The 23,253-nt window shown below is 26.5% G+C and carries 20 protein-coding genes and 1 pseudogene; 12 read left to right on the top strand and 9 right to left on the bottom strand.

Features of this window, described 5'->3' with window-relative positions:
* Positions 1-32 precede the first annotated feature (32 nt).
* Both CAMP5063_RS06795 and CAMP5063_RS06790 read right to left on the bottom strand, forming a co-directional pair.
* The gene (locus CAMP5063_RS06795; protein WP_012662288.1) at positions 33-743 is read right to left on the bottom strand and encodes a hypothetical protein; all 711 of its coding nucleotides are present in this window, start codon (positions 741-743) and stop codon (positions 33-35) included.
* A gap of 69 nt (positions 744-812) precedes the next feature.
* Positions 813-1,085, bottom strand: a complete 273-nt coding sequence (locus tag CAMP5063_RS06790) for a hypothetical protein (RefSeq protein ID WP_044599609.1) — start codon at positions 1,083-1,085, stop codon at positions 813-815.
* Positions 1,086-1,285: 200 nt separating this feature from the next.
* Between CAMP5063_RS06790 and CAMP5063_RS06785 the strand changes: the two genes are divergently transcribed.
* The 3 genes from CAMP5063_RS06785 to CAMP5063_RS06775 all read left to right on the top strand — a co-directional run bounded on the left by CAMP5063_RS06785 (position 1,286) and on the right by CAMP5063_RS06775 (position 4,215).
* Positions 1,286-1,816 carry a hypothetical protein gene (locus tag CAMP5063_RS06785; protein ID WP_257911298.1) on the top strand — a complete coding sequence of 177 codons (531 nt, stop codon included), beginning with the start codon at positions 1,286-1,288 and terminating at the stop codon, positions 1,814-1,816.
* Positions 1,816-3,135, top strand: coding sequence for a MobP1 family relaxase (gene mobP1, locus CAMP5063_RS06780; RefSeq protein WP_337195055.1), 1,320 nt, complete (start codon positions 1,816-1,818; stop codon positions 3,133-3,135). The genes CAMP5063_RS06785 and mobP1 overlap by 1 nt, the downstream gene beginning before the upstream one ends.
* Before the next feature lie 126 nt (positions 3,136-3,261).
* On the top strand, positions 3,262-4,215 hold the full coding sequence (locus CAMP5063_RS06775; RefSeq protein WP_337195054.1) for a helix-turn-helix domain-containing protein: 954 nt from the start codon (positions 3,262-3,264) through the stop codon (positions 4,213-4,215).
* A gap of 103 nt (positions 4,216-4,318) precedes the next feature.
* Here CAMP5063_RS06775 and CAMP5063_RS06770 read toward each other — a convergent pair whose 3' ends face one another.
* From CAMP5063_RS06770 to CAMP5063_RS06745, 6 genes and pseudogenes are all read right to left on the bottom strand, one after another.
* Positions 4,319-5,560, bottom strand: a complete 1,242-nt coding sequence (locus CAMP5063_RS06770; protein ID WP_337195053.1) for a hypothetical protein — start codon at positions 5,558-5,560, stop codon at positions 4,319-4,321.
* 22 nt (positions 5,561-5,582) lie between these two features.
* A pseudogene (locus tag CAMP5063_RS06765) lies at positions 5,583-6,282 on the bottom strand (NYN domain-containing protein).
* 181 nt (positions 6,283-6,463) lie between these two features.
* The gene (locus CAMP5063_RS06760; protein ID WP_337195052.1) at positions 6,464-12,271 is read right to left on the bottom strand and encodes an SNF2-related protein; all 5,808 of its coding nucleotides are present in this window, start codon (positions 12,269-12,271) and stop codon (positions 6,464-6,466) included.
* A gap of 187 nt (positions 12,272-12,458) precedes the next feature.
* Entirely contained in the window at positions 12,459-13,061 is a 603-nt protein-coding gene (locus tag CAMP5063_RS06755; protein WP_012662252.1) for a site-specific recombinase/resolvase, read from the bottom strand.
* A gap of 121 nt (positions 13,062-13,182) precedes the next feature.
* On the bottom strand, positions 13,183-13,407 hold the full coding sequence (locus CAMP5063_RS06750; protein ID WP_337195051.1) for a hypothetical protein: 225 nt from the start codon (positions 13,405-13,407) through the stop codon (positions 13,183-13,185).
* 4 nt (positions 13,408-13,411) lie between these two features.
* The gene (locus CAMP5063_RS06745) at positions 13,412-14,080 is read right to left on the bottom strand and encodes an AAA family ATPase (RefSeq protein WP_195670666.1); all 669 of its coding nucleotides are present in this window, start codon (positions 14,078-14,080) and stop codon (positions 13,412-13,414) included.
* A 272-nt stretch (positions 14,081-14,352) separates the two neighbouring features.
* On the opposite strand from CAMP5063_RS06745, the gene CAMP5063_RS06740 reads away from it, so the two are divergent.
* Both CAMP5063_RS06740 and CAMP5063_RS06735 read left to right on the top strand, forming a co-directional pair.
* On the top strand, positions 14,353-14,568 hold the full coding sequence (locus tag CAMP5063_RS06740) for a hypothetical protein (RefSeq protein ID WP_337195050.1): 216 nt from the start codon (positions 14,353-14,355) through the stop codon (positions 14,566-14,568).
* The gene (locus CAMP5063_RS06735) at positions 14,562-15,377 is read left to right on the top strand and encodes a hypothetical protein (RefSeq protein WP_337195049.1); all 816 of its coding nucleotides are present in this window, start codon (positions 14,562-14,564) and stop codon (positions 15,375-15,377) included. Before CAMP5063_RS06740 ends, CAMP5063_RS06735 begins: the two co-directional genes overlap by 7 nt.
* A 51-nt stretch (positions 15,378-15,428) precedes the next feature.
* Here the strand turns inward: CAMP5063_RS06735 and CAMP5063_RS06730 are convergent, their stop codons facing one another.
* Positions 15,429-15,623: a hypothetical protein gene (locus CAMP5063_RS06730; RefSeq protein WP_337195048.1), complete on the bottom strand. Its 195-nt coding sequence runs from the start codon at positions 15,621-15,623 to the stop codon at positions 15,429-15,431.
* Between the two features lie 263 nt (positions 15,624-15,886).
* Here CAMP5063_RS06730 and CAMP5063_RS06725 point away from each other — a divergent pair, with 263 nt between their 5' ends.
* The 7 genes from CAMP5063_RS06725 to CAMP5063_RS06695 all read left to right on the top strand — a co-directional run bounded on the left by CAMP5063_RS06725 (position 15,887) and on the right by CAMP5063_RS06695 (position 23,121).
* Positions 15,887-16,147 carry a TrbC/VirB2 family protein gene (locus CAMP5063_RS06725; protein ID WP_139454236.1) on the top strand — a complete coding sequence of 87 codons (261 nt, stop codon included), beginning with the start codon at positions 15,887-15,889 and terminating at the stop codon, positions 16,145-16,147.
* A 6-nt stretch (positions 16,148-16,153) separates the two neighbouring features.
* On the top strand, positions 16,154-18,928 hold the full coding sequence (locus tag CAMP5063_RS06720; protein WP_257928968.1) for a VirB4 family type IV secretion/conjugal transfer ATPase: 2,775 nt from the start codon (positions 16,154-16,156) through the stop codon (positions 18,926-18,928).
* Complete coding sequence (locus CAMP5063_RS06715) at positions 18,925-20,565, top strand: type IV secretion system protein (protein WP_257928967.1); 1,641 nt, start codon at positions 18,925-18,927, stop codon at positions 20,563-20,565. Before CAMP5063_RS06720 ends, CAMP5063_RS06715 begins: the two co-directional genes overlap by 4 nt.
* A gap of 13 nt (positions 20,566-20,578) precedes the next feature.
* A complete protein-coding gene (locus CAMP5063_RS06710) occupies positions 20,579-21,163 on the top strand; it encodes a Rha family transcriptional regulator (RefSeq protein ID WP_257928966.1) in 585 nt (194 codons plus the stop codon).
* A gap of 258 nt (positions 21,164-21,421) precedes the next feature.
* Complete coding sequence (locus tag CAMP5063_RS06705) at positions 21,422-21,721, top strand: hypothetical protein (RefSeq protein ID WP_337195047.1); 300 nt, start codon at positions 21,422-21,424, stop codon at positions 21,719-21,721.
* On the top strand, positions 21,711-22,721 hold the full coding sequence (locus tag CAMP5063_RS06700; RefSeq protein ID WP_257928965.1) for a type IV secretion system protein: 1,011 nt from the start codon (positions 21,711-21,713) through the stop codon (positions 22,719-22,721). Before CAMP5063_RS06705 ends, CAMP5063_RS06700 begins: the two co-directional genes overlap by 11 nt.
* Positions 22,711-23,121: a hypothetical protein gene (locus CAMP5063_RS06695; RefSeq protein WP_337195046.1), complete on the top strand. Its 411-nt coding sequence runs from the start codon at positions 22,711-22,713 to the stop codon at positions 23,119-23,121. The genes CAMP5063_RS06700 and CAMP5063_RS06695 overlap by 11 nt, the downstream gene beginning before the upstream one ends.
* Positions 23,122-23,253 lie beyond the last annotated feature (132 nt).

The raw sequence follows: 23,253 nt of genomic DNA, 5'->3' as shown, positions 1-23,253 counted from the left end.
CTATTATAATACATCGATAATCCTTTTAAATTTTATAGTGACTTAGAAAAAGATTTTTCGTTAGTCCGAACATGTTCCCTTTCACGAGAATTAAGCTTTTTTTGAAAAAACTCATCAACTTTTTTAAAAAAATAGTTTTTATCTTTTTTCTTATCTTTTGAATTATCTATGGTTTTATTACTTTCAGATGTTTGTTGAGTTTCCTTGTAAGCTTTTAAAAATTCTGAAACAAAATTAGAAAATTCATTTGCATTTGATAAAACTCCAACTTCTTTAATTGCTTCAAAAGTTCCATTTAGAATATTTTGAAAATTTTCAGCTTTAAGCGGAGATAATATTTTGTCAAAATTTTCTTTTATTTTTGGATTGATTCTTTTGTTAATACTAGCATCAATATTTTGACTACCTAGTTTAATTAACTCATCTAAACCCTTCTCAAAATGTCCATCACCCAATCTTACCTTTAGCGGTATTTTTAAATCATCAGTGATAATTTCAAATGCAATTTCTTGTTTTGAAAAAGATAATTTTTCCATTCGTTTTAGCTTTTCACAAGAATCAAAAGTTTTTAAAGTATTAAAAAGAGATTCGATCTCTTTAGGATTTGATGTATTGTCATAAGTTCCATTAAAAACACACTCTTGATATTCTTCACATAATGATGAATTATCAATAACTTTTACTTTTATATTTTCAAATGTTATGTTTTTATTTTCATTTTCTTGTATATCTATGTTTTCCATTTTTCATCCTCAATAATTTTGTTTTTTGGTTTTGTTTTTTTGGATTATTGTAAAAATTGTTTGTATTTTTTAGTTGCTTTTATCCTCCTTATTGTTGGTATAGTTGATATTAAAAAAATCATCAACTTCACTACATAATGATTTTATCTTTTCTAAATTATTTTTTTGAATATAATCAAAAAATAAATTTCTAAAATCATCTTTATCTAACAAAGAGATAATTTCAGAGCCTATCTTCTTACAAAGCTTCTCTTTTCTCTCTTTTTCTTTTTGTTTTGCTTTTTGGATTTTTTCTTTATACTCTTGTTTGAGTAATTCTATTTCTTTGCTATCTTTTTTCATCTTACTCCTTGTGATTTATATATTAATTATATCATAAATATTGAAAATATTAATTTTTATGTAAAGATAAATTGACTAAAATACAGGTGTAAAAAATGTATCAATAGCAGGATAGCTATTTACTCCAAAAAATGACACCATTTTTTTAGTAAATAGCAAAATATTCTCTGCGAGGCTCAATAAAAGGTGTTGTAATTTTTATGAAAAAAACTAATATTTACTTTGATGAAAAAAGTTATTCTTATCTTGTTAGACTAAAAAAAGAAATGAAAGTTTCCTTCAGTAAAATAATAAATACAATTTTAAAAAATATTTATGATAATGAAAAAGAAAATATAAACACCATAGATAAAATAAATTATCAAAATAATGAACCAAAAAAAGAAATTAGATTTAAACTTACCGAAGATGAATATAAAATATTTTCAGATTTTGCAAAGAAAAATGGAAATGGAACTGCAACAAAACAAATAAGAATTTTAACTTTAAATCATATTTATAAAGATAAATTTTTTGATAAAAATTATATCGATGAATTTATATTAGCAAGAACAGAAATAAACACAATCGGAAGGAATATATATCAGCTTTTAAAAATTTTAAGAAGCGGAAAAAGTGTGAGAATAAATGAAAAAAATTTAGAAAAATCTTTTGAGGATATTTCAATAAATATTGAAAAATTATCCAAAGAATTAGAAAAAATTATTCTTAAAAATAATGAAAGAATTTAATGTCAAGATTTAAAATTTTTGATGATGAGATCATAGCAAAAAGAGTTTATACTAAAATAGAAGTTGGATCTAAATCTACATATAATTTTATTAAAAAAAATATATCAAATAAAACAAATAAAGTTTTTAGAAAAAACACTGAAGTCGTTGTAAAAATTACATCAGGCTCGAAAAATTTGCAAGCAGTTTGCAAACATTTAGATTATATTTCAAGAGAAGGAACAGTAGAAATAATTACAAGTGATTTTGATATATTAAAAGGAAAAGATGAGTTAAAAATTTTAAAAAAAATTTATGAAAATGAGGGCGCTCCTATTCCTAGATTTGGACAAGAAAAAAAAGAAAAAAGACATACTATTAATATGGTTTTTTCTATGCAAGATTATAAAAATGCACCCCCAGAAAAAATGAAAAAAGCTGTTTTAATGACATTAAAAAAAATGTATCCAGATAATTTTTTTGCAGTTGCTTTTCATGATGATACTGACAATCCACATTGTCATGTTTGTTTAAAAGTTGCAGATAAAAATGGAAAAAGAATTAATCCAAAAAAATCAGATTTAATGAATTTGAGATTATCTTTTGCTAAAGCATTAAACAATTTAGGTGTGGAAGCAAAAGCAACTATTCGTTCAAAAAACAATGAAGAAGTATCTTATAAACTTGAAAAAAATAAAGAACAAACTAAAATGCATTATTATCAAGTTTTAGATTATGGAAAAGCAAAATATAAATTTAGTCTTGATGAGAAAGCTAAAGATAGTTTTTATGTGAAATATAGAACAAAAAAAGGTATAGCTGTAATATGGAGTAATGATCTTGAAAGAGTTATCAAAGAAAATAAAATTTTAAAAGGGGAATATGCAAAGTTTAAAATTATAGGACAAGAAACATATCAAATTAAGAAAAAAATTAAAGCAAATGGAAAGACTTTTGAAGTAACCAAAATGGCAAAAAAATCTGTTTGGGACGCTTCTGTTTTAGGTAGAGAAAAAGAGCTAAAACCATTGCAATCAGATGAAAAAAATAATCCAAAATATACTATAAAGGAAAACAATGAGAGAGATTATACAGAACAATATAGACAGAGAATCTTACAAGAGTCCAGTAATAAATCAAATATCCCAAGAGAATCTGCCAAAGAAAGAGACTCTATGCGAATATTGTCCGAACAGTCTGTGGTTCATGAGCGAAAAGGAGCTCAAATGCCTATGCACATCAATGCACTCAATCAGCTACAGCAAGGAAAGCGAGAACGAACCGATAGTAGCTTGCGATGGACAAATTCTAGGAATAATGAGATTGAAAGAGATGGATAATTTATAAGAGAATTGATAATATTTTATATTACATAAAAAATATAAAATATTATGTAATATGTTATACTTATTTTTTTTATTTTATTATGCTTTAATTATAAAAATTGTTCACTAAAAGGAATTTCTATGTTTAAAGAAGTTTGTAACACTTTGGGGATGAGTAGGACAGAATTGGCTGAAAAATTAGGATTATCAAAAACCACAATAGATTCTTGGAGTGATAGTTCGCGGATATCCAAAACAGCTAAAGTAGCCTTAGAATTAATGCTTGAAAATCATAAGCTGAGAAGTATAATTAAGAATTTTCAGGATGGGTTTGCTTCACTAAACTCATATAATTTAGGAGAAAACATGATGAATAATGTTTTTTCAAAAGATCATTATGATTTAATTAATAGAATTAATCATATCTTTAATGAGTTAAAATTAAGTGAAATAACTTGTTCAAGAGCAATGGGTGAGAGTAATTATGCAAAAATCAATCAAATTTTAAATTTTAAAATGTATCCAGATTTTGATTTTTTAGAAAAATTTGCATTAACATTTAAAATCAATTATCATTGGCTATTGACAGGGGAAGGCTCTCCATTTGCAAATAATTTTATTAAGTCAAATTTTAATTCGCAATTTATAAAAGAGGCTGAAGAATTTGATAGAATTTATATTGTAACTTCTAAAAATAATCTTGATCATACTAGAATAATTGTAATAAATCGAAATAATGAATTTGGTTTATATCAAACTTATTTTTGTGTAGGAAGTAATTTTATAATGGAAGCTAGGGAATGTAGCGATCTTTGTGATTTATATGAATTTTATCAAAAATTCAAGTATAAAATTTCTTGCTTAGAATTTAATGAAGATGATTACAGAAAACTTTTATCTTTAAAGTATTATCCAAAAAATATTTTAGATCGCGGACAAACATCTTACATGCTTTTTGATTTATTCGATTTGAGGGAAGATGATAAAGAAAGATATGGTAAATTTTTTGAAAAATGTATAAATATCATTAAATCTACTTTAAAAGATAGAGAAAATAGAAGAATAGAAAAAAATGATATTAATTTAATATTCTAAGTCTAGTTAAATTGGACCTAGAGTATCTTTTTAACGATCTTTTGTTTTAAGAATTTCAACTTATGTAATTTCATCAGTATTAACTTTTTATTTTTTACAATATTTATATATTTTGAGTTTTTGAACCTATAACTTTAACTGGACCTTCTGTTGTTAGAATATATTCTGCATTACCATGAATTTCAAAAAAACTAAATCGACTGCCACACTTTTTACAATAAGCATTTGTTTGTTTATGAGGAGGATACCAATGAGTAACATTATTGCATTTGCAAGGTAATTCAATTGTTTCATTTGAGCCAATAAGTCCTTTAATTATGAAAAAATAATACTCATTGTTTCTTGTGTTTAATCCATTTATAATATTTAAAATAGTGGTGTCGATTAAACTCTGATATTCTTTAAAAATATTTTGTTCCAATAATTTTTCTAGCATATTTTTTATGGAAGGTAAATAGATTTTTGCAAATAATTTTATTGTTGTTACTAATATTTCATATTTTAGTTCATTAAAATTCTCTGTACTTAAAAGATATGGACCAAGATCATCTCCAAAAACTACATCTGTTGTATTAGAGCTTGTAAAAAAAGTTGATATGTATCCTATGTGTGTAAATTCTGAAGAAAAGCTAAATAAATTTTTAATTTCTTCTTTGAGATTATTATCATTTGTTAGATTTAAACAATTAAATAAATAATCTACTTTTTCTCCAAAAGTTTTTTTATTGCATTTTGTAAATGGAGATGCTTCTCCCTTAACACGTTTTTTATGATTGAGTTTTCTAAATTCGTCTAAACATGTTCTAATATTAGAGTTAAAAAGACTTTCTAAGATAGATCTTGTTGCATATTTACTAAAACTATCCAATGAAGTTAAAACTTGGAAATTTATTTCTTTAGGATCTAACAATGTAAATTGATAAGCATCAGCTATCAAGCTGTCAATAAGTTGACGTGCTGAAGTTACTAGATTATTATAATCAAAAAAATCTTTTTCTAATTTCTTTATTGTTTCTATTGTTATATTGGTTCTATTATCTGGTTTGGTATAATATTCAAATTTCTGAATTATATTAATATTATTAAGTAAAATACGGGGAATAATCATTTTAAAATAAAAATATTTACTTGAGTTATTTTTAAATTCATCAGATATAAACTCATCATTCTTGTGTATTTCATCTAATTTTTTCTGTAAAGATATTAAAACAATTATTCCATCATTAAAAATATTATTTACATATTTAATATTATTGCAAAGCACTTCATAATTGTTTAAAGCTGCTGCTTTTTTCCGTTTTGTTAATTGCTCAGTAATACTTTTTAGAACATCTACTTCATTCATAATATTATATTCTTTAGAAAAATTATTTTATCAAAAAAGCTTTATTTTTAAAATAAGGTAAGGTAGTTTTTAAATAATCAATATGTTCTTCTAAATTTTCTTTAATATGTTTTCCCATAGGATCAAGAGTAAAAAGAACACCTTCTGTTCTCGCTAATTTTGATGCAGGAACAAAATCACTATCACCAGAAATTAAGACTATTTTTTGGACTAGTTTTTTTAAAGCTAGAGTTGCTATGTCAATACCTATTTTCATATCAACACCCTTTTTGTTTTGCATAATACTTATAATCATCATCACTAAGATCTTCTATTGTTATTTTTCCACTCAATAGTTTCTTATGCTTTTTTTCATCTTTAATAATCCAAGTAGCACTCTTTTCATCAAGATAACCCAATCTTAATGCAAGGCAAGGTTTAGAGATTAAACATTTATGCAATTCTATTCTTTCTTTATAAATTTCAGTTGTAGAAAAATCTATACTTTTATTAGATTTCGGATTATGAGCTTTATTGTTTAAAGGTTTACAATCATAAAAGAAAATGCGATATAATTCTTCTTTATTTTTATCAATATGTTTTAAACAATGGTTGTGTAAAGCTTTTGCTAATTCCTCGGGAGAAGGCTTATATTGATTATATTTTTTAAATTTTTTAAAATAAAATTTATGGCGTCTTATAAAAAAATCACCATCCACTAATATTGCTACTTTTTTTAACATTTTAAAACTTTAAGAAGAATTGAACCGCTTAGATATTTTCATATCATGCGGTTCATATAGTTAAGGGTTTGCCATAAACGCTATCAAAAATATTTAAGGTTACTACCAAAACTCTTATGTTTTAAATTGTATAATAAAAATTATTAATATAAACTTTAAAGTAATGCAAAACTTTAAAATATTACTTAAGTAATATTTTATTTTCTTGTTTTACTTGTACGTTATTTAATTTTTCCAAAATAGCATTAGACTTTGGAATAAAAGGGCTTTTATAGTCTTTCTGCTGACTCATTTTTTCTATTTCCTGCATTATAATAACATTATCCTCTTTTAACGCTTCATAATACTCTTTTCTTTTATATTCAGGAGTATTTTCACCTGTTATTAACTTCAATTCTTCAACATCGTTTTTTAATTTTTCTATGTTTTTTAAATTCACATCACTAAATTTACTAAGATTGTTATAAAAATTATTTATTCTTTTTATAAATCCAGTAAAATTTACATAATTTTCTAAATTGAAAAAAGTATTTTCATCGCGTTTGTAAATTAAATTATCAGGTTCAATGAATATCTTTTTATCAGGGGTAGATACATAAAAATTTAAAGTGTTTAGATCAATTTTTTCTCCACTAATTATTAGTCCTTGATATTCAAAAATTTTATATTCTTTCTGATAATCGTGTGCAATAGTTTTAATGGTTTTATCAAAAAACATTTCAAGTTCTTTTTGTCTTGTTTTATTTAGTTCTGAAGCATCATCTTTAATGATACAAAAATCTTTTGTGCTTTCTTCATTGTTTTCATTATAAATAAAACATTTTCCTTGAAAATTATCACTTTTGTTTTTTTGGATAATGTCTTGGAGTATATTATATTTTTTTGTTTCTTTTTCCAAAAATTCAATTTTAGATATATTAGATCTAAGGCTTTCTTCATTGTTATGAATTTGCCTTTTATAGCCACTATAAAGCATTTCTTCTTGTCTTAAATCGCTACTTAATTGCACTTGTAATAAAATAAGTGGATTTCCAGTAGCTTCTGCTTTCATTTCTGCTGCATCGGCAGCACCACTTGTAATATCATCAAGCGTTCTTACATCAGCACCTGCTTTTCTAAATTGTTCTATAGAGCGTGCTTTACTTTCGATAACTTGCCACATTCTAGCATCATAAGTTCTTTCAGTTGCGTATCTAAATTCTTTTACTCGAAAGTTTTGTGGATCTCTCATGAAAAGCTCATTTCCTTGTCTAATAACCCTTCCACTTCTTTGTTCTAAATCACTTGGACGCCACGGACAATCTAAATGATGTAAAGCTACAATTCTTTTTTGTACATTTGTTCCTGCACCCATTTTTTGTGTTGAGCCAATTAAAATTCTAGCTTTTCCTGAATTCATATCCGAAAAAAGTTGTCCTTTTTGTAAATCTGTTTTTGCATCGTGAATGAAGCGAATTTCATTTTGTGGAATACCTTTTGCAACAAGTTTTTTTAAAATATCAGTATAAACATCAAATTTTGATTGCTCTGCTAAAAGCTCATCTAAGGTTTTATTATTATCATCTTCTGATTGTTCTATAACATCATTTATATTGATAAATTCATCTTCGCTTTTTTCTAATAAATTAGTTGGTGTGGTATTGTTTAAAATAACTTTTTGTGAATGCTGTTTTGGAGTTGATAAATCACAAAATATCAATTGAGTGCCTTTATCTTCATTCCATGATAAATATTCATTATAAACATTTTCCACTAGCTTATTTATTTTAGAATTTGAATAGTCTTTGGCTTGAGGATTAATTAATCTAAAATCAAGTCCAGCTTTTCGAGCGTCTGTAGTACAAGCAAGTAAATTATTTCTTATAATATCTTCTTGTTGGTGTTCCATTCTCCATACAATAGACCCTTCATTCCACGAGCCGTTTTCATCTTGAATTCCTATAAATTCTGCTATTTCATCACTTCTTGGTGCAACCACATTAATAGGTTTATCATTATATAGCTTTGGAACAAAATCTTTTTGATATTTCATAATATCATTATTTGTTACGATATCAGCTATGCTTTTATACATTGTTGATAATTCAGGAACATTTTTGAATTTATTAAATCTTGCCACTATTTTATAATTTATTCCAGAACTATCAAGCTCCCAAGCATTTGTAATTTCTCCAAAAATAGAAGCCCAAGAATCAAAAGCCTCTATTTCTTTTTCTTTTAATATATTTGGTTGGATATATCTTTGCAAAGTATAAAGTTCTGTGATTGAATTGCTTATAGGTGTTCCTGTTAAAAAATAAACTTTTTTATTTTGCTCGTGTAGAAATTGTGTTTTGCAGTATAAATCATATGCTTTTTGAGAACCTTTTAAATTTCCAAGACCACTTATATTTCCCATAGAAGTTGTAATAAGTAAATTTTTAAACTCATGTGCTTCATCGACAATTAACGCATCAATACCCAATTCTGAAAAATCTATCGCTTTAGATTTTTTGTGTGATTTTTGTAAATCTTCCAATTTTGCTTTAAAATTTTCAATGCGTTTTTCTAATTCTTTAACAGAATATCTCATCGCATTATCATCTTTTTGCTTTCTGTTTAAGGTTTCTTCCAAAATAAGAATATCTTCTTGATATTGTTTTTTAATAGTCTCATAAGGGGCAGGTATCAATTTAAATTGCGAATGTGTCATAATAACAGCATCAAAATTGTTTGTAGCTATTTTTGAAAAAAATCTTTCTCTATTATCTTTTTTTAGATCATCATTTGTGGCAACTAAAATATTTGCGTTTGCATAAGCGTGATAAAATTCATCATTCCATTGTCTTGCTAAATGATTAGGAACTACAATTAATGGTTTGTTTAAAAGTCCCATTCTTTTTTGCTCCATCACAGAGCAAATTGCTACTAAGGTTTTTCCTGCACCTACTTGATGATCAAAAATAATGTTATTTTCTTGAATAGATCTATATATAGCATCCTTTTGGTGTTTTTTCAATTTTATGTTAGCATTAAAATTTGGTAATTCTAATTTTTCTCCGTTGTATTGTGGTTCTATGTTGGTGTTAAATTTTTCATTATAAATATTTTCAAGATCTGTACGCCTATCATAATCTTGATAAATCCACTCAACAAATTCATTTTTAATATTTTCTAATTTTGCATTAGCAATTGCTGTCTCTTTTGCATTAAGCTCTCTTATTTCTTTTCCATCAGCATTTTCTTTTTTATCATAAATACGAATCGGCTTTCTTAATAAAGCGTGTTCAAATAAATCAAAACACCCTATTCTTTCAGTTGCATATTGTGATCTAACATAAGAATTTAATGCGTAATTATTACCTTTAAGATTCCATTCACCAGTTTTATTTATCAAGAATAAATCATAATTTTTAGAATCAATTTGTAAAGTTTTTTCTATAAATTCTTTATAATACTTTATAGGTATCCAAGTTGTTCCAAGAGCAACTGATATATCAACAGCTTTTAGATCTTTAGGTAAAACTTTTTCCAAGCTTTCTAAATTATTAGCAAAATCATTCAAACCATCATCTACTAATTTCTTAACCTCATTATATTTTGCCTTAACATTGCCTGAAAGATATTTTTCTGCTAATACATAATTAGTAGGGTTATTATGATCTTTAAAAATCATTCCTTCATTTTCTAAAACCTCTATGGTTTTTTCTATAGGTTGATCTAAATTATTTTCTAAAAATTTTAAATCAATTCTTCCACATTCATTAATACTAGCTACTAATGCTTCTTGAGGGGTAGAAATTTTCATTTCTTTGCGTGCATTTATAGTTCTTTTAAAAAAAATATCAGCTTTTGTTGCACTTGGTTCTATAGGATCAATACCTTCTTTTAGTGCTACATTTTTAGAAATACCACTACTATAATTTTTTTCTAATGCTAAAATTTTATTTGCTTCCACATCTTCTTTGAAAGCTTTTTTATTTGCATCTCTATTTAGGTAACCTTCTTTGGCTACAAAATCATCATATAGTTTATTTAGGTATTTTCTTTGGTTTTCTACTAAAAGCTCGCTAGATTGATTTTTTTCATACTCAATAAGAGTGTTGAATTGATCTCTAATATCTATAAGTTTTCTTATTCTTCTTTTATCATGTTCATTTAAAACAGGTTTTGAGAAAACTATTTCTTCATCATTTCTAATTCTCATATAGATTTCATTTTTGTATTTGAAATAATTACCATCTTTTAATTTATTTAAAGCATTACTATAGTTTTGATATTCAGGAGATTCTTTATCAATTCTATAATAAGATAATTTAATTTTTGTTTCTTGGTATTTGTAGATATCTTTTGGTAGGCTTTTTACAAAGTTTTCTAAAGCCTCTTTTAAATTTCTTCCATCATCTAAACATACTAAGTCTTTCCCATATTGAGAGCTTTTGATATCCATTTTACCTAAGATATTTTGAGGATTTTTTTTAAAATATTCATTTATTCTAAAATCATTAAAAACATCAGTATGCATACCTCTTTTTTCAGCTTCAGCAAAACGATTATCATAATATTCTACGCTTTCTAACCACGAATTGTTTATATTTAAATCTTTTCCTTTTTTGAAAAAGATGATATCGGTAGTAACTTCTGTATTAGCTCGTTTTTTGAAAGCATTATTTGGTAATCTTACAGCACCCAAGAATGTTGCTTGTTCGGCTATATAATTTCTTATTGTGCTATTTTTAGAATCTAAAAAATAACTTGATACTACAAATGCTGCAATCCCATCTTCTTTTAAATTTTTAATAGCATTACCAATAAAATAATTATGAACGCTAGTTTTATTTAAAGTAGGATTATTTGGATCAATAATCTTTTTTTGACCAAAGGGCGGATTGCCTATAAAAGCATCATATGGTTTATCAAATAAATGGTGTTGAAATGCCTTGTTATAGATTGTTTGATTAGGATATAGTTTCTTTAATATATTTGAACTCATAGTGTCAAGTTCGATACAAGTAAAACGATATTTATCACTATAATTTTTAGCATACGATAAAAAAGAGCCTATGCCAGCACTCGGTTCAAATATTTCTTTGGTGTGATTATCGTTATTAAATCCTAGCTGATTAAGTCCTTGATAAATCGTATCAATGATAATTTTTGGAGTGTAAAAAGCATCTAAAGTAGAGGTTTTTGCTTTTTCATATTCTGCATAATCAAGTGTGTTAATAAGTTCTTTAAATTCTTTTTCCCATTCTTTATTTTGAAAATCAAAAGCTTGAGGAATTCCACCCCATCCTGAGAATTTATTTAAAATTTCTTGCTCTTGTTTAGTAGCATAGCGATTTTCTTGTTCGATAGTTTTTGAAAGTTTAATAGCTTGAAGATTTTTTTGAAATCTATCTTTCAAAGAGCCAAGATAGACTTCATCATCACTTGCAAAATCTAATTTTTGTCCAGATTTGAAACTTCTTCCTTCATATCCATCATATCCTGTTGTAAGCTCCAATACTGATCGTTGATTGTTTTCTCTTGATTTTGTTGTTTGTCCTTCATCATCATCTCTTGAAATAAAGGAGAATAAATTTGTGGTTCTATCTCTATATAATGATTGAGATTTATTTGTTTCTCCATCAATATTTCCATATCTGTTAAGCCCTGAGATCTCTTCTTGTCCGCTTCTTTGCTTTCCAAGATTGCTAGTTCCATTTGTGCTTGTGGTAGTGCCAATGTTATTAATTCCGACATTCCCATATTTTTGATTGTATTTGGATAAATTTGTGTCCATCTCTCCAGTATTATTAAGCTGTATTGAGGGATTTTTTTGTCTATCCAAGCCTGTTGAAGCTGTAAAAATGCTATCTTGTTTAAACTCTTTTCCAATATTTTCATATTTGGATAATTTTCCATTCTGTTGCTCATTCTCTTTCCTTTCATCTGTAATAATTAATTCCTCTTCTATAAAATAGAATAGACTAGGTTGATCATCATTCAATTTTTTCTTCTTTGCCATGTAAGAATATCCTTTTAAGAAAATGTTTTGTTTTTGGGAAATAACATTTTATACAAAGAATATTAAAATTGAATTTTAGAAGTATAACATTATTTGATTAAATATATATTAATTACATATAATTTAAATATTATATAGATATTTTTTACATATCCATATAATATTATTTATAAATTAGTATGATATATTATGTCAATTTTCTTCTTTTGCAAAAATAATGAAAGTTATTGTAAGTTCCTTTTTCGCCTAAAAATTTCCAAATATTGCGTAAGGTTATTTTTTTAGATATAAGCTCTTTTATTAGATCTTCATCTTTATCATACATACTATTAAAACTATTTGTAGGACGACCTATATTTTTTCCATTTTTGCGTGCATTAGCAAGTCCTGCTTTTGTTCTTTGTGAGATAAAGTCTCTCTCTGTTTCTGAAACATAAGCGTAGAAAGAAAGGAGTAATTTTTGAGAAGGATTGTTAAATGAACTTAATTCAGGTTGTCGTAAAAAAACAAATTGTACACCCTTTTCAGAAAGTTCCAATATTAATGTAATAACTTCAAGCATACTTCTTCCTAATCTTGAAAGTTCTGTGCAAATTAATAAATCACCTTCATTGAGTTTATCTTTTAATTCATTCATACGCCTTTTTTCTAAACTTTTTCTTGAACTCATTTCAACTTCCATAACTTCATCAATATTAATTTTGTTTTTTATACAATATTCATATATTTGGAGTTTTTGGACTTCTGAGTCTTGTTTTGCTGTACTAATTCTTACATATGCTATTACCATTATGCAATTATATCTAAAATTGTTTGAAGTATTATTTTTTAATAGTATGTATCATTACAATATGTATATAATATTTTTTATATATTATATACATATCAAAATTATATTTTTAAAATATCTTTTAGTTATTTAACACCTTAAATCTTATAAAAGCACCTTTATCCATGCCCATTTGTTCTGCCATACTTGATAATCTTTCATATTCTTCACTTGTAAAACCTACAAGAAGCTTTTTATCTCTTTTGATTCTTCCAAATTGTGTAGGGGTTTTTTGTGCTGAAGTTTCTCCTGTAGCTCCTTCGATAAAACTATCTAAATTTACATTTGTATTTTTTTTAAATGCCATTTTATTATCCTTTGATTTTATTTGTTAATTCATTATAGAAAGTATTAAATTCTTCTAAAGCTTTATTGTTGGAATTAATTTCTGTTTCACTAATTCCTAAACCCATTTGAATGCAAGTTTTATATTTTTCTCTTTCACAGATAATATTATCTAAAAGTTTAATATTGTCATCTTCTTGCTCTTTAATATAGGCTCTTAAATCTTCAATCTTTTTATTTAAAAAAGGATTTGGAGAGCTTTTATTGATTAAAACAAATGTTTGTAGATCTCTATTTAATTCCTTTGCCATTTTAATAATTGTAAACATTTTATCTAAAACACTAACATCAAATTGACTTGGGATTGTAGGAATGATTACAACATCTGAAAAACCTAATGCTATTCTCATTTCTTTTGAGTCTCTACCACCAGTATCAATAATAATTAAATCATACTCATTTTTGTTTTTTTCTTTTTGTATAAAATCTTTTAAAGATTCGCCAACTTTAGATACAACAGAGAATGTTCTATTAATACCTTCTTCCATTCTAATATTGACAAAAGTCATAACAGATTTTTGTGGATCGCTATCACACAATAAAACCTTTTTACTCTCAGCCGCCTTAATTGCTAAATTTACAGCTAATGTGCTTTTGCCACTTCCGCCTTTTTCATTACAGATGGATATAATCATACTTATCCTTATGATATTTATTATATATCATAATTATATCATAAAAATATTAAATACATAGTATAAAAATATATATAAAAAATGTAAAAGATATTTATTTGATATGTTCTATTGCTTGTGTATTAATATTGTAATGAGGCTTGTTATTTCATTTATAATGTAATTTTTTAATAAAATATAATTAATTAATTAATTAATATACTTTTTATTTATTTTACTTTATAATATTCTCTTTACAAAAGATTTTAAAGACAAGAAGAAGACTCGAAAATATGAAAGAATTAAGGATTGGTGTAAGCATAGAAAAGCAAGATAATACTTTTTTGTTTGAAATAATGCAAAGTGGGATTGCCGATAGCGGTTTAGAATCTACTGGGGATGTATACTTTGAAAGTGAAAGAAAGAAAGCATCAATGATGACAGATGAAGAATTTGATAACTTTTTAGATGAATGTGGTATCGGAGCAAAAAATTTTAGAGAATGGTAGATGATTTTTTTTATAAAATATATGGTTCATTTTTGGAAATTGATTCTACTGCATCCATATGTGAAGGCAGGAATAGAAAGCTTATAATTAGCTTCTTTGGTTATTTTTCACTTGTAGCACAAAAACAAGATGAAAAAGATTTAGAAATTTTAAAAGAAATAGAAGAAGCAAAAATAAAGTTAAAGAGAGAATTTAAAGATTATTGCGATATAAATCGAAATTTTAGGCTTGATATATGGAACAAAAAACAACATTCTTCATATAGTGTTATATTGAAAAATCCAGACATTAGCAAGTTTTTTTCAGAATTTCTAAATGCAGTTATAAAATATTCAGAATGGAGAAATAAATTAAATTCTGAACAACTTTTGCTTATTTATAAAAAAAATTTAATAGACCGACAACAATATTATACTAATGATAAGAAAGTTTTTGAAGAAATAAATAAAATATTAGTAAGTGTTCCGTCGGATAAATTGGATAACAATAAAATAATCAAACAATCACTTATAGAATTTCATAATGCTATCTCACATCTTGTTTCAATTTTTTATGGCAATACTGAAGAATCAAATATAAAGCGTGCTATTAATCATTTTAAAAGAGGTGCTTTAGATTCGTATAAATCAATTATTAAAGATTACTATTTACTTAAAAATAGTGGAAATATAATATATGAATTAGATTTTAAAAAATTAAAAGAAATACGCGAAAAAGAATTTAAAGACATAGGAGCATCAAATAATAATAGTGAATTATTAAAAAAATATAAGGATATAGTTAACGATATTATTAATAATTTATCCTAATTGTGTTTTTCCAATCTGCTTCTTCTAAAAAGTTATAATAATCTAATTCTTTCATTTGTTGCTTTTTCCTTTCTCTACATCAATCATCATTTTGCATTTTGGACAGATAACTTTTTTATATGCTTCATCTTCTGTATATTCAATATATTTATTCTCGTTGCAATTTTTACATTTAATGTTAGTCCATAAGATCATAGGATGAAAATAAATTTTATTTGAAAGAAAATAAGGATATTTTTTACTCATATATTCTTCTCTGAAATTTTAGATTCAAATATAATCGTGATTTAGGTTTTAAGTTTTGTTTAATTTTACTTCTTACTTTTATAATTTTTTTATACAAATCTGATTTTTTAGTTGCCAAATTTACTCCTTTTTAATCCAAAATCAAAAAAAATGTTTATTACACATTTAATTTTAATAAAAAATTAAAATTAAATAATACCTTTATATTTAATATAAGAGCTAAATTTATCGTTCGTTATTTTTTAATGAAAGGATTTCTTTAAATGTTTAAAAAAATACTATTAATAGCATTAGCTGTAAATTTAGCTTTTGCTGCAGGCGGTATTGATAAAGTCAATACTTTGGCACAAGATATAGAAGCAGCTTTGTTTGGTGTTTCTATTATTGCTATTACAATAGCTTTTGGTATTGCAGGTTATAGAATGGCAATATTAAAACAACAATGGACTGAAGTTTTACCAGTGGTAATTGGTGGTGTTGTTATAGGTTCTGCTTCTTCTTTGGCTGCTCTTTTGGTGGGTTAAAAGTTTATGAATAACTATTTTGATCCGCTCTTTAAAGGATTAACACGCCCTGCACTCCTTTTTGGAGTGCCTTTAGTGCCTTTCATAATGAACCTTTTAGGATTTATCTTAATAGCTGTTTATACGCAACAATTTTTCCTTTTAATTTTTGGAGTTATTTCTTATTTTATTATGAAAGTAATGACTAAGAAAGATGAGCAAATGTTTAGATTGTTTTTTTTAAAAACTAAATTTATTAGTAATTTTTTGAGTAGAAAATACCATAAAGCTAAAACTTTTAATAGCGTAAGCTATAAACGATTGCCAACTAATAATGATTTTCCAAAATTATCTATATTTCCACTTCATGCTGAACCAAGTTTAGAGAAATTAATTCCTTATAGCTCTTTACTTACAGATAGTATTGTCATTACAAAAGAACATATGCTAATTAGCACATTTTTTATTGAGGGTATAGAATTTGAGTGTGAGTCAGATGAGAATTTAATTTTTAAAAAAAATCTTTTAAATATGATGATAATGTCATTTTCTAATGAACCTATTGCTTTTTATTTTCATAATGTAAGATTTAAATTACATGAATTTTTAGATTCTCATTTTGAAAATTCTTTTTTAAAGGAAATTGATGAAAAATACCATAAGAGTTTTGATAAAAAAAGTTTTCAGCAAAATTCGCTTTATTTAACTTTGGTCTATAAGCCTTTAAAATCTAATATTGATCTAAAGACTTTCAATAAATTAAATTACAAATCAAAAGCAAAAGAAATTTCAAATTTTGTTCTTAAATTCCAAGAATACTTAGGAAAACTTGAAGCTAACATTAAAGATTTTAAACCAAAAATATTAAGTGTATATAAAAAGAATAATATTAAATATTCCGAGCAATTAGAATTTTATAATTATTTAATAGGTGGAAAATTTAATCCTGTTGTAGTTTGTGATACTCCGATATATCAATATCTAACAGGAACTTTAAAAAATATTCAATTTAATCACGATATGATTCAGCTAAACTACAATGATGATACAAAAAGATTTGCTAGAATTATTGAAATTAAAGATTATTCTAATGAAACTTTTTCAGGTATTTTAGATTCTTTAATGTATCTTGATGTAGATTATACTATCACTCAAACTTTTGTTCCTTTATCAAAATATGATTCAAGATCAGCATTAAACAAACAAATTAATCAACTAATTTCAAGTGAAGATGATGGCGTAAGTCAGATAGAGCAATTAAATTTAGCATTAGATGATTTAATTAGTAATGTTATAAGTTTTGGAAATTATCATTTTAGTATTTGTGTTTTTGGTGATAGCATTGATGAATGCAAGAAAAATACTAATAAAGTAATAACTTCATTAAATAGTTTAGGCTTTACTTCAACATTAGCAAATATTGCACTACCTGCTTCTTATTTTTCACAATTTCCAAGTAATTTTGCAATACGCCCAAGAGTTCATATGATTTCATCTTTAAATTTTTCATCTTTGGTTGCATTACATAATTTCTTAATGGGCAAAAAAGAAAAAAATTGCTGGGGCGATGCTGTAACTATTTTAAAAACACCAAATAAACAACCATATTTTTTAAATTTCCACAAAAGCGATGGAAAAAACAAAGATGAATTTGGTGATTTGAATTTAGCTAATACTTTGATTTTAGGTCAAAGTGGTGGTGGTAAAACCGTGTTTATGAATTTTATCATTAATCAAATGATAAAGTATGCTAATAAAGATAGCTTCCCTGCAAACATACCTGAAGATAAAAAGAAATTTACAGCTGTATTTTTAGATAAAGATAAAGGAGCTTTAGGCAATATTCTTTGTGCTGGCGGTAGATATATTTCTATTAAAAATGGTAAGCCTACTGGGTTTAATCCTTTTATGGTTGAAACTAATGAAGAAAATTTAAGATTTTTAAAACAACTAATAAAACTATGTGTAACACGCAATGGCGAAATTCTTAATACAAAAGAAGAAAAACAAATCAATGAAGCTGTAAATACTCTAATGCTTCAATTTGAAATTTCTGAAAGAAAATATCCTATTTCTCTACTTCTTGAAAATATTACAGATGATTTTAATGACAATAACTCTTTAAAAAGTAGATTGTCTTTATTCCAAAAAGGAAAACAATTTGGCTGGGTGTTTGATAATGAATATGACAACCTAGATTTTCCTGATGATATTAATTTATTTGGTATTGATGGAACTGAATTTTTAGATGAAAAAGATGTTTCAGCATTAATCTCTTATTTTATTCTTTGGCGTGTTATGAATTTAGCAGATGGAAGAAGACTTTGTATAGATATTGATGAAGCTTGGAAGTGGTTAGAAAATGATATTGTGGCAGAAGAAGTAAAAAACAAGTTTAAAACCATAAGAAAACAAAATGGCTTTTTAAGACTTGCTACACAAAGTATAGAGGACTTTTTAAAACTAAAGATAGCAAATACTTTAGTTGAACAATCTGCTACAAAAATATTTTTACCAAACCCTTTAGCAAAAGAAGATGAGTATTTAAGACTAGGTCTTAGCAAAGATGAATTTTTAATAGTTAAAAACTTTGCCCCACATAAACGACAATTCCTTGTTAAAAGACAAGATGAAGCAGTTGTTTGTTCTTTGGATCTTTCATCTTTAGGCAAAGAAAACCTAAAAATTTTATCTACAGGCACAAGCTATATAGAAAAAATAGAAAATATCTTTAATCAAGAAAACAAAACTTTGGAAGAAAAAATCAATGAACTTAAAACATTTTATAAGGAAGAACAATGAGATTAAGTTTAAGTAAAAGCAGAGAGAACTTTCGTTCTCCCCATGAAAAAAATTGTGTGTTGTTGGACTATGTTCGTTTAAAAAAGAGTTTTATCTCTTCTTTAAAGAAAATTGCCATAGTGCAAGCAACTGACACAATGGTGCTTATTAAAAGTTCCATTGTTTTTCCTTTATGTGTTGAAATTCCCTTCCACACCCCTACCGCCAAAATAAGGCAAAAAAAAACCCGACTACTTAAAAAAGCAATCGGGTATTTCAACACAGTTACACAATTTTTTTCTAACGATAAAGATAGTTCACCTACATTAGTCCCTAATATCGTTGCAAAAATTATAACACAAAAAAATAAAAGTAGTTTTAATCAGATAAGGAGTAAAGAAGTGATGTTTGATGATATTAAAGTTTTCTGTAAAAAATTAAAAATAAAAAGTAGTATAATTGCTACTAAGATAAAGCGTGTGAACTTTATCTTAAAATATCTCCTTTCTGGAGTTAAGATTAAGCCACAGGGTTGCCGCCCTGTGGCAAACCCCAAAAATAATTATATCCAAAAACAAAATAAATTTTTATTTTCCATAATTTCATCATTATGTATTGCAAATTTAGCTTTTAGTGCTGGTATTAATGTTAAAGTTATATTAGTAGCTATTTTTAGATTTAAAGCCACAAGGAAATCTCATCCCCATAAAAATGGGGCAAGGCTAATAAGCCTTGACTATTATCATACAAAGAAGTATAATAATAACTATGAGATTTATATGACTCAATTTAATCGCCTCCTTTCGGAGTGCAAATTAAGCCACAAGGGTGCGAACCTTGTGGCAAACACCCCAAAAAATTATATCCAAAAATTTAAAAAATCTATTCTTATTCTTACTTCCCTATTGATTTTGCCTAACTTAGCTTTTAGTGCTGGTATTCCTGTAGTTGATGCGACTGCAAATTCACAAATGGCAACCCAAAATGCAAAAGAAATTGCAGAGTGGACTAAACAAGCTACAAGATGGCAAGATACGGTTAAACACTATCAACAACAAATTCAAGCTTATCAAAATGAACTTATGTCTAAAACAGGTGCAAGAGATTCAGTGTCTTTTATGAGAGACACAAAACAAATTTATTTAGATTTTGCACAAGCTGGACAAAACATACAATCTTTTTATGATGATGTATTGCAAGATCCACAAGGCTTTTTAAGCGATAAGAGCAAAGATACATTTAGAAAATTCACTCTTTTTGATCGTTGTAATGCTAGTTATTTGAGTGAAGAGCGAAAAAGAATATGTAGAATGGATATGATTACTTATGCAGCTCAAGTGGAGCATTATAATCAAGCTTCTATCCAAGTTAATACCGTAGCAAAGTCTTTAGAAAAACTACACCAAAGACTTATAGAATCAAAAGATATTAAAGAAACTAATGACATTAACAATGCGATTAATGTAGAAAAAACCAAACTAGAAATCATTAAAACTAATCTTGAAATTTCTAATATGCATTATGAAAATCAAAGAAGAATAAGACAAGATCAAGCAGCACAGCTGTTTGCAGAATCAATGGGGAAAGAGCCTTTGGATTATGGCGAGCTTATGAAGCAAGCTGAAGAAAAAGCAAAAGCTAGTGGCTTATTTGACTAAATAGGAGTGAAAAATGAGTAGTGTTATTAATATTAACAATATAGATGTCATCTTTGAAAACAAAGATGAGCAAATTTTTTGCACAAGTTTAGATATAGCTAAAGTGTTTGGGAAAAGACATGATCATCTTTTAAGAGATATTAGAAATATTTTAAATGAATTGCGAGAAATAGGGGCTTCTAACGAAGTATCCAATTTTGGGGAGATCGTGCAAATATCGAAAACAACGAATCCAAAGAATGGTAAGCTTGTTAATAGAAAAATGCCTATGTATAATCTAACTCGTGATGCATTCACGCTTTTAGCTATGGGTTTTACAGGTAAAAAAGCTTTACAATTTAAAATAGCTTTTATCAATGCTTTTAATCAAATGGAACAAATCATTAAAAATAAAGAAATAGAAAAAATAAAACAACTAAAACATTATGATCTTCCTGATACACCTTATAAGGAAAAGATAGCAAACGCTATAAAGGAAATAGAACAAAAACAAAATTCTAAATTTATAGAACTAATAGAATATGAAATAGTAGAAAAATTTAAAAACGGAAAAACACAAGTTTTACAAAAACTTAATTTTAAAACCAAATTAATTTAAATAAAAACAAATTTTAAAGAAAGGAGATAAAGAAAGTTTAAGAAAGGCCGTAGGGTAAACTTATACCCCTAAAATAGGGGCAAGGCTAATAAGCCTTGACTGTAACTATACAAAGGAGTATAATTACAATTATAAGTTTGTTATAACTCAATTTAATCACCTACTTTCTAGGGTTAAATTTAGCCATAGGGTTGCAGCCTACGGCTAACCCTTCGGGGTATTATATCTTAGTCTTCTTAAACTTCTTAAAACACCATAGTGATTAACAATGTTAAAGTTATATTAGTAGCTATTTTTAGATTTAAAGCCACAAGGAAAATCCACCATACCCCAACAAGTGAGGCAAGACTAAAAAGCCTTGACTATAATTATACAAAGGAGTATAATTACAACTATGATGAATTTAGTGGTATTCATCTTAGCTCCTTTAGGGGCTTAGATTTTCGCCACAAGGGTGCGAACCTTGTGGCAAACACCCCAAAAAATTATATCCAAATTTTTAATCTTATAAATTTTTATAATCTCATATTTTCTTTTAAGGCTTACCATGCAAGGTAATTTCTTTACAGAGCTTGGTAATGCTACTCATGTGATTTTAGAAGTAGTAAGAAATGCAGCATTGAGTGAAAAAATGACTCAACTTGCTGTGCTTTTTTCTATCACCCTTGTAATTACTATTATGTATAAGGGTTATGAAATCTTATTTGGTCGTTCTCAAAGTCCTACTAAAGAAGTAATGTGGGATTTAGCTGCTAAGGCTATGATCATCACTTTTGCTTTAAATATCGGCGGATGGCTTACTTTAGTTATTAATGCTATGGATGGCTTTCATGAGTGGGCTGGTGGAAGCCTTAGTATGTATAAGCAAATTGATTTTATTTTTAATGAAGTTAGAAATTTAGCTGATAGTATATGGGCTAAGGCTAGTGGATTTAGCATTATAGTTGCTGCATTTAGTATAGCTATGATTTATACAGGTTTTGGTATAGCTGTGCTACCTGCTTTAGTAGTGATTAATGCTACTGCCTTTACTCAAACTATATTAGTGATTGCTGCACCTTTAATGTTTTATTGTCTTTTATATAAAAGCACTAAAAATGTTTTTACTCAATGGCTTGCATTACTTATTTCTAATACCTTATTAGTTCTTTTTATGAGCTTATTTTTTAAAGTTTTTGCTAAACAAATATATAAATTTGTAAATACATATCAAAGCCAATACGCAAATGCTGATACAGATTCATTTTTCATAGGAATATCAATGATTTTTTCCTCTGTTTTATTAGTTGCTATGGTTTTTGTAGCAAAGGTTTTTGCTGAAAAAGTAGGAAGTGTTGCTTTAGATTCTGCTATGCAAAGTGTGTTTTCAAGGGTAAGTAATCCTATAAGTTCTGTTGCTGGAAAAACTCTTGGAAATTTATTTGGGCATGCTCAAAAAGGAGGCTCTAAAATGGCAGAAGGTGCTTATTCTGCTATGAAATCAGGTGCTTCTGTTACAGGTGCTAATGCTATGTCTTTAGGAAAGAGCATATTACAAAGGATGAGAAATGAAGCATAAGGTAATTTTATTTGCATTTTGTGCAATCTTTTTTAGTGCTTGTTCTATTAAAAACAATACTAATTATAACTATTTGTTTGATGATAAAAGTGGTTGGGTTGCTGTAAATGATATTAAAGATCAAGAAAAGTTTTTAAAAATGGAAATTGTTCCTGTGTTTGAAAAGAAAGAAGAAAAAGAAACTTCCATTAAAAGCTTTGAAAACATTAAAAAGAAAAAGAGAATTATTTTAAATTATCCGAGTATGTCTTATGTGATTTTAAAAAAGGCTGTAAATGATTCTAATTCTTATCATGAAGATAAGATGGTTGAAGCTGGCGAGTTTGATTATTCTATCACTTACAATACGGAGCAAGGAGATGTTTTTGTAAAAGTTTTAAAACAAAATCTTTTTTTTTAAAGAAAAAGATGTGCAAATAATTGAAACTGAAGTTTTAGAAAACAAATTTTAAAGAAAGGAGATAAAGAAAGTTAGTATAAAGCCAAAGGGATTATCCTAAACCCTGCAAAAAGCAGGGGAACTTAGTATGCC

This window comes from Campylobacter sp. RM5063, from assembly GCF_024723655.1.
Classification (GTDB): Bacteria; Campylobacterota; Campylobacteria; order Campylobacterales; family Campylobacteraceae; genus Campylobacter_D; species Campylobacter_D lari_D.
The sequence above is the reverse complement of the archived record's forward strand: the minus strand, read 5'-3'. Positions and strand labels throughout refer to the sequence as shown.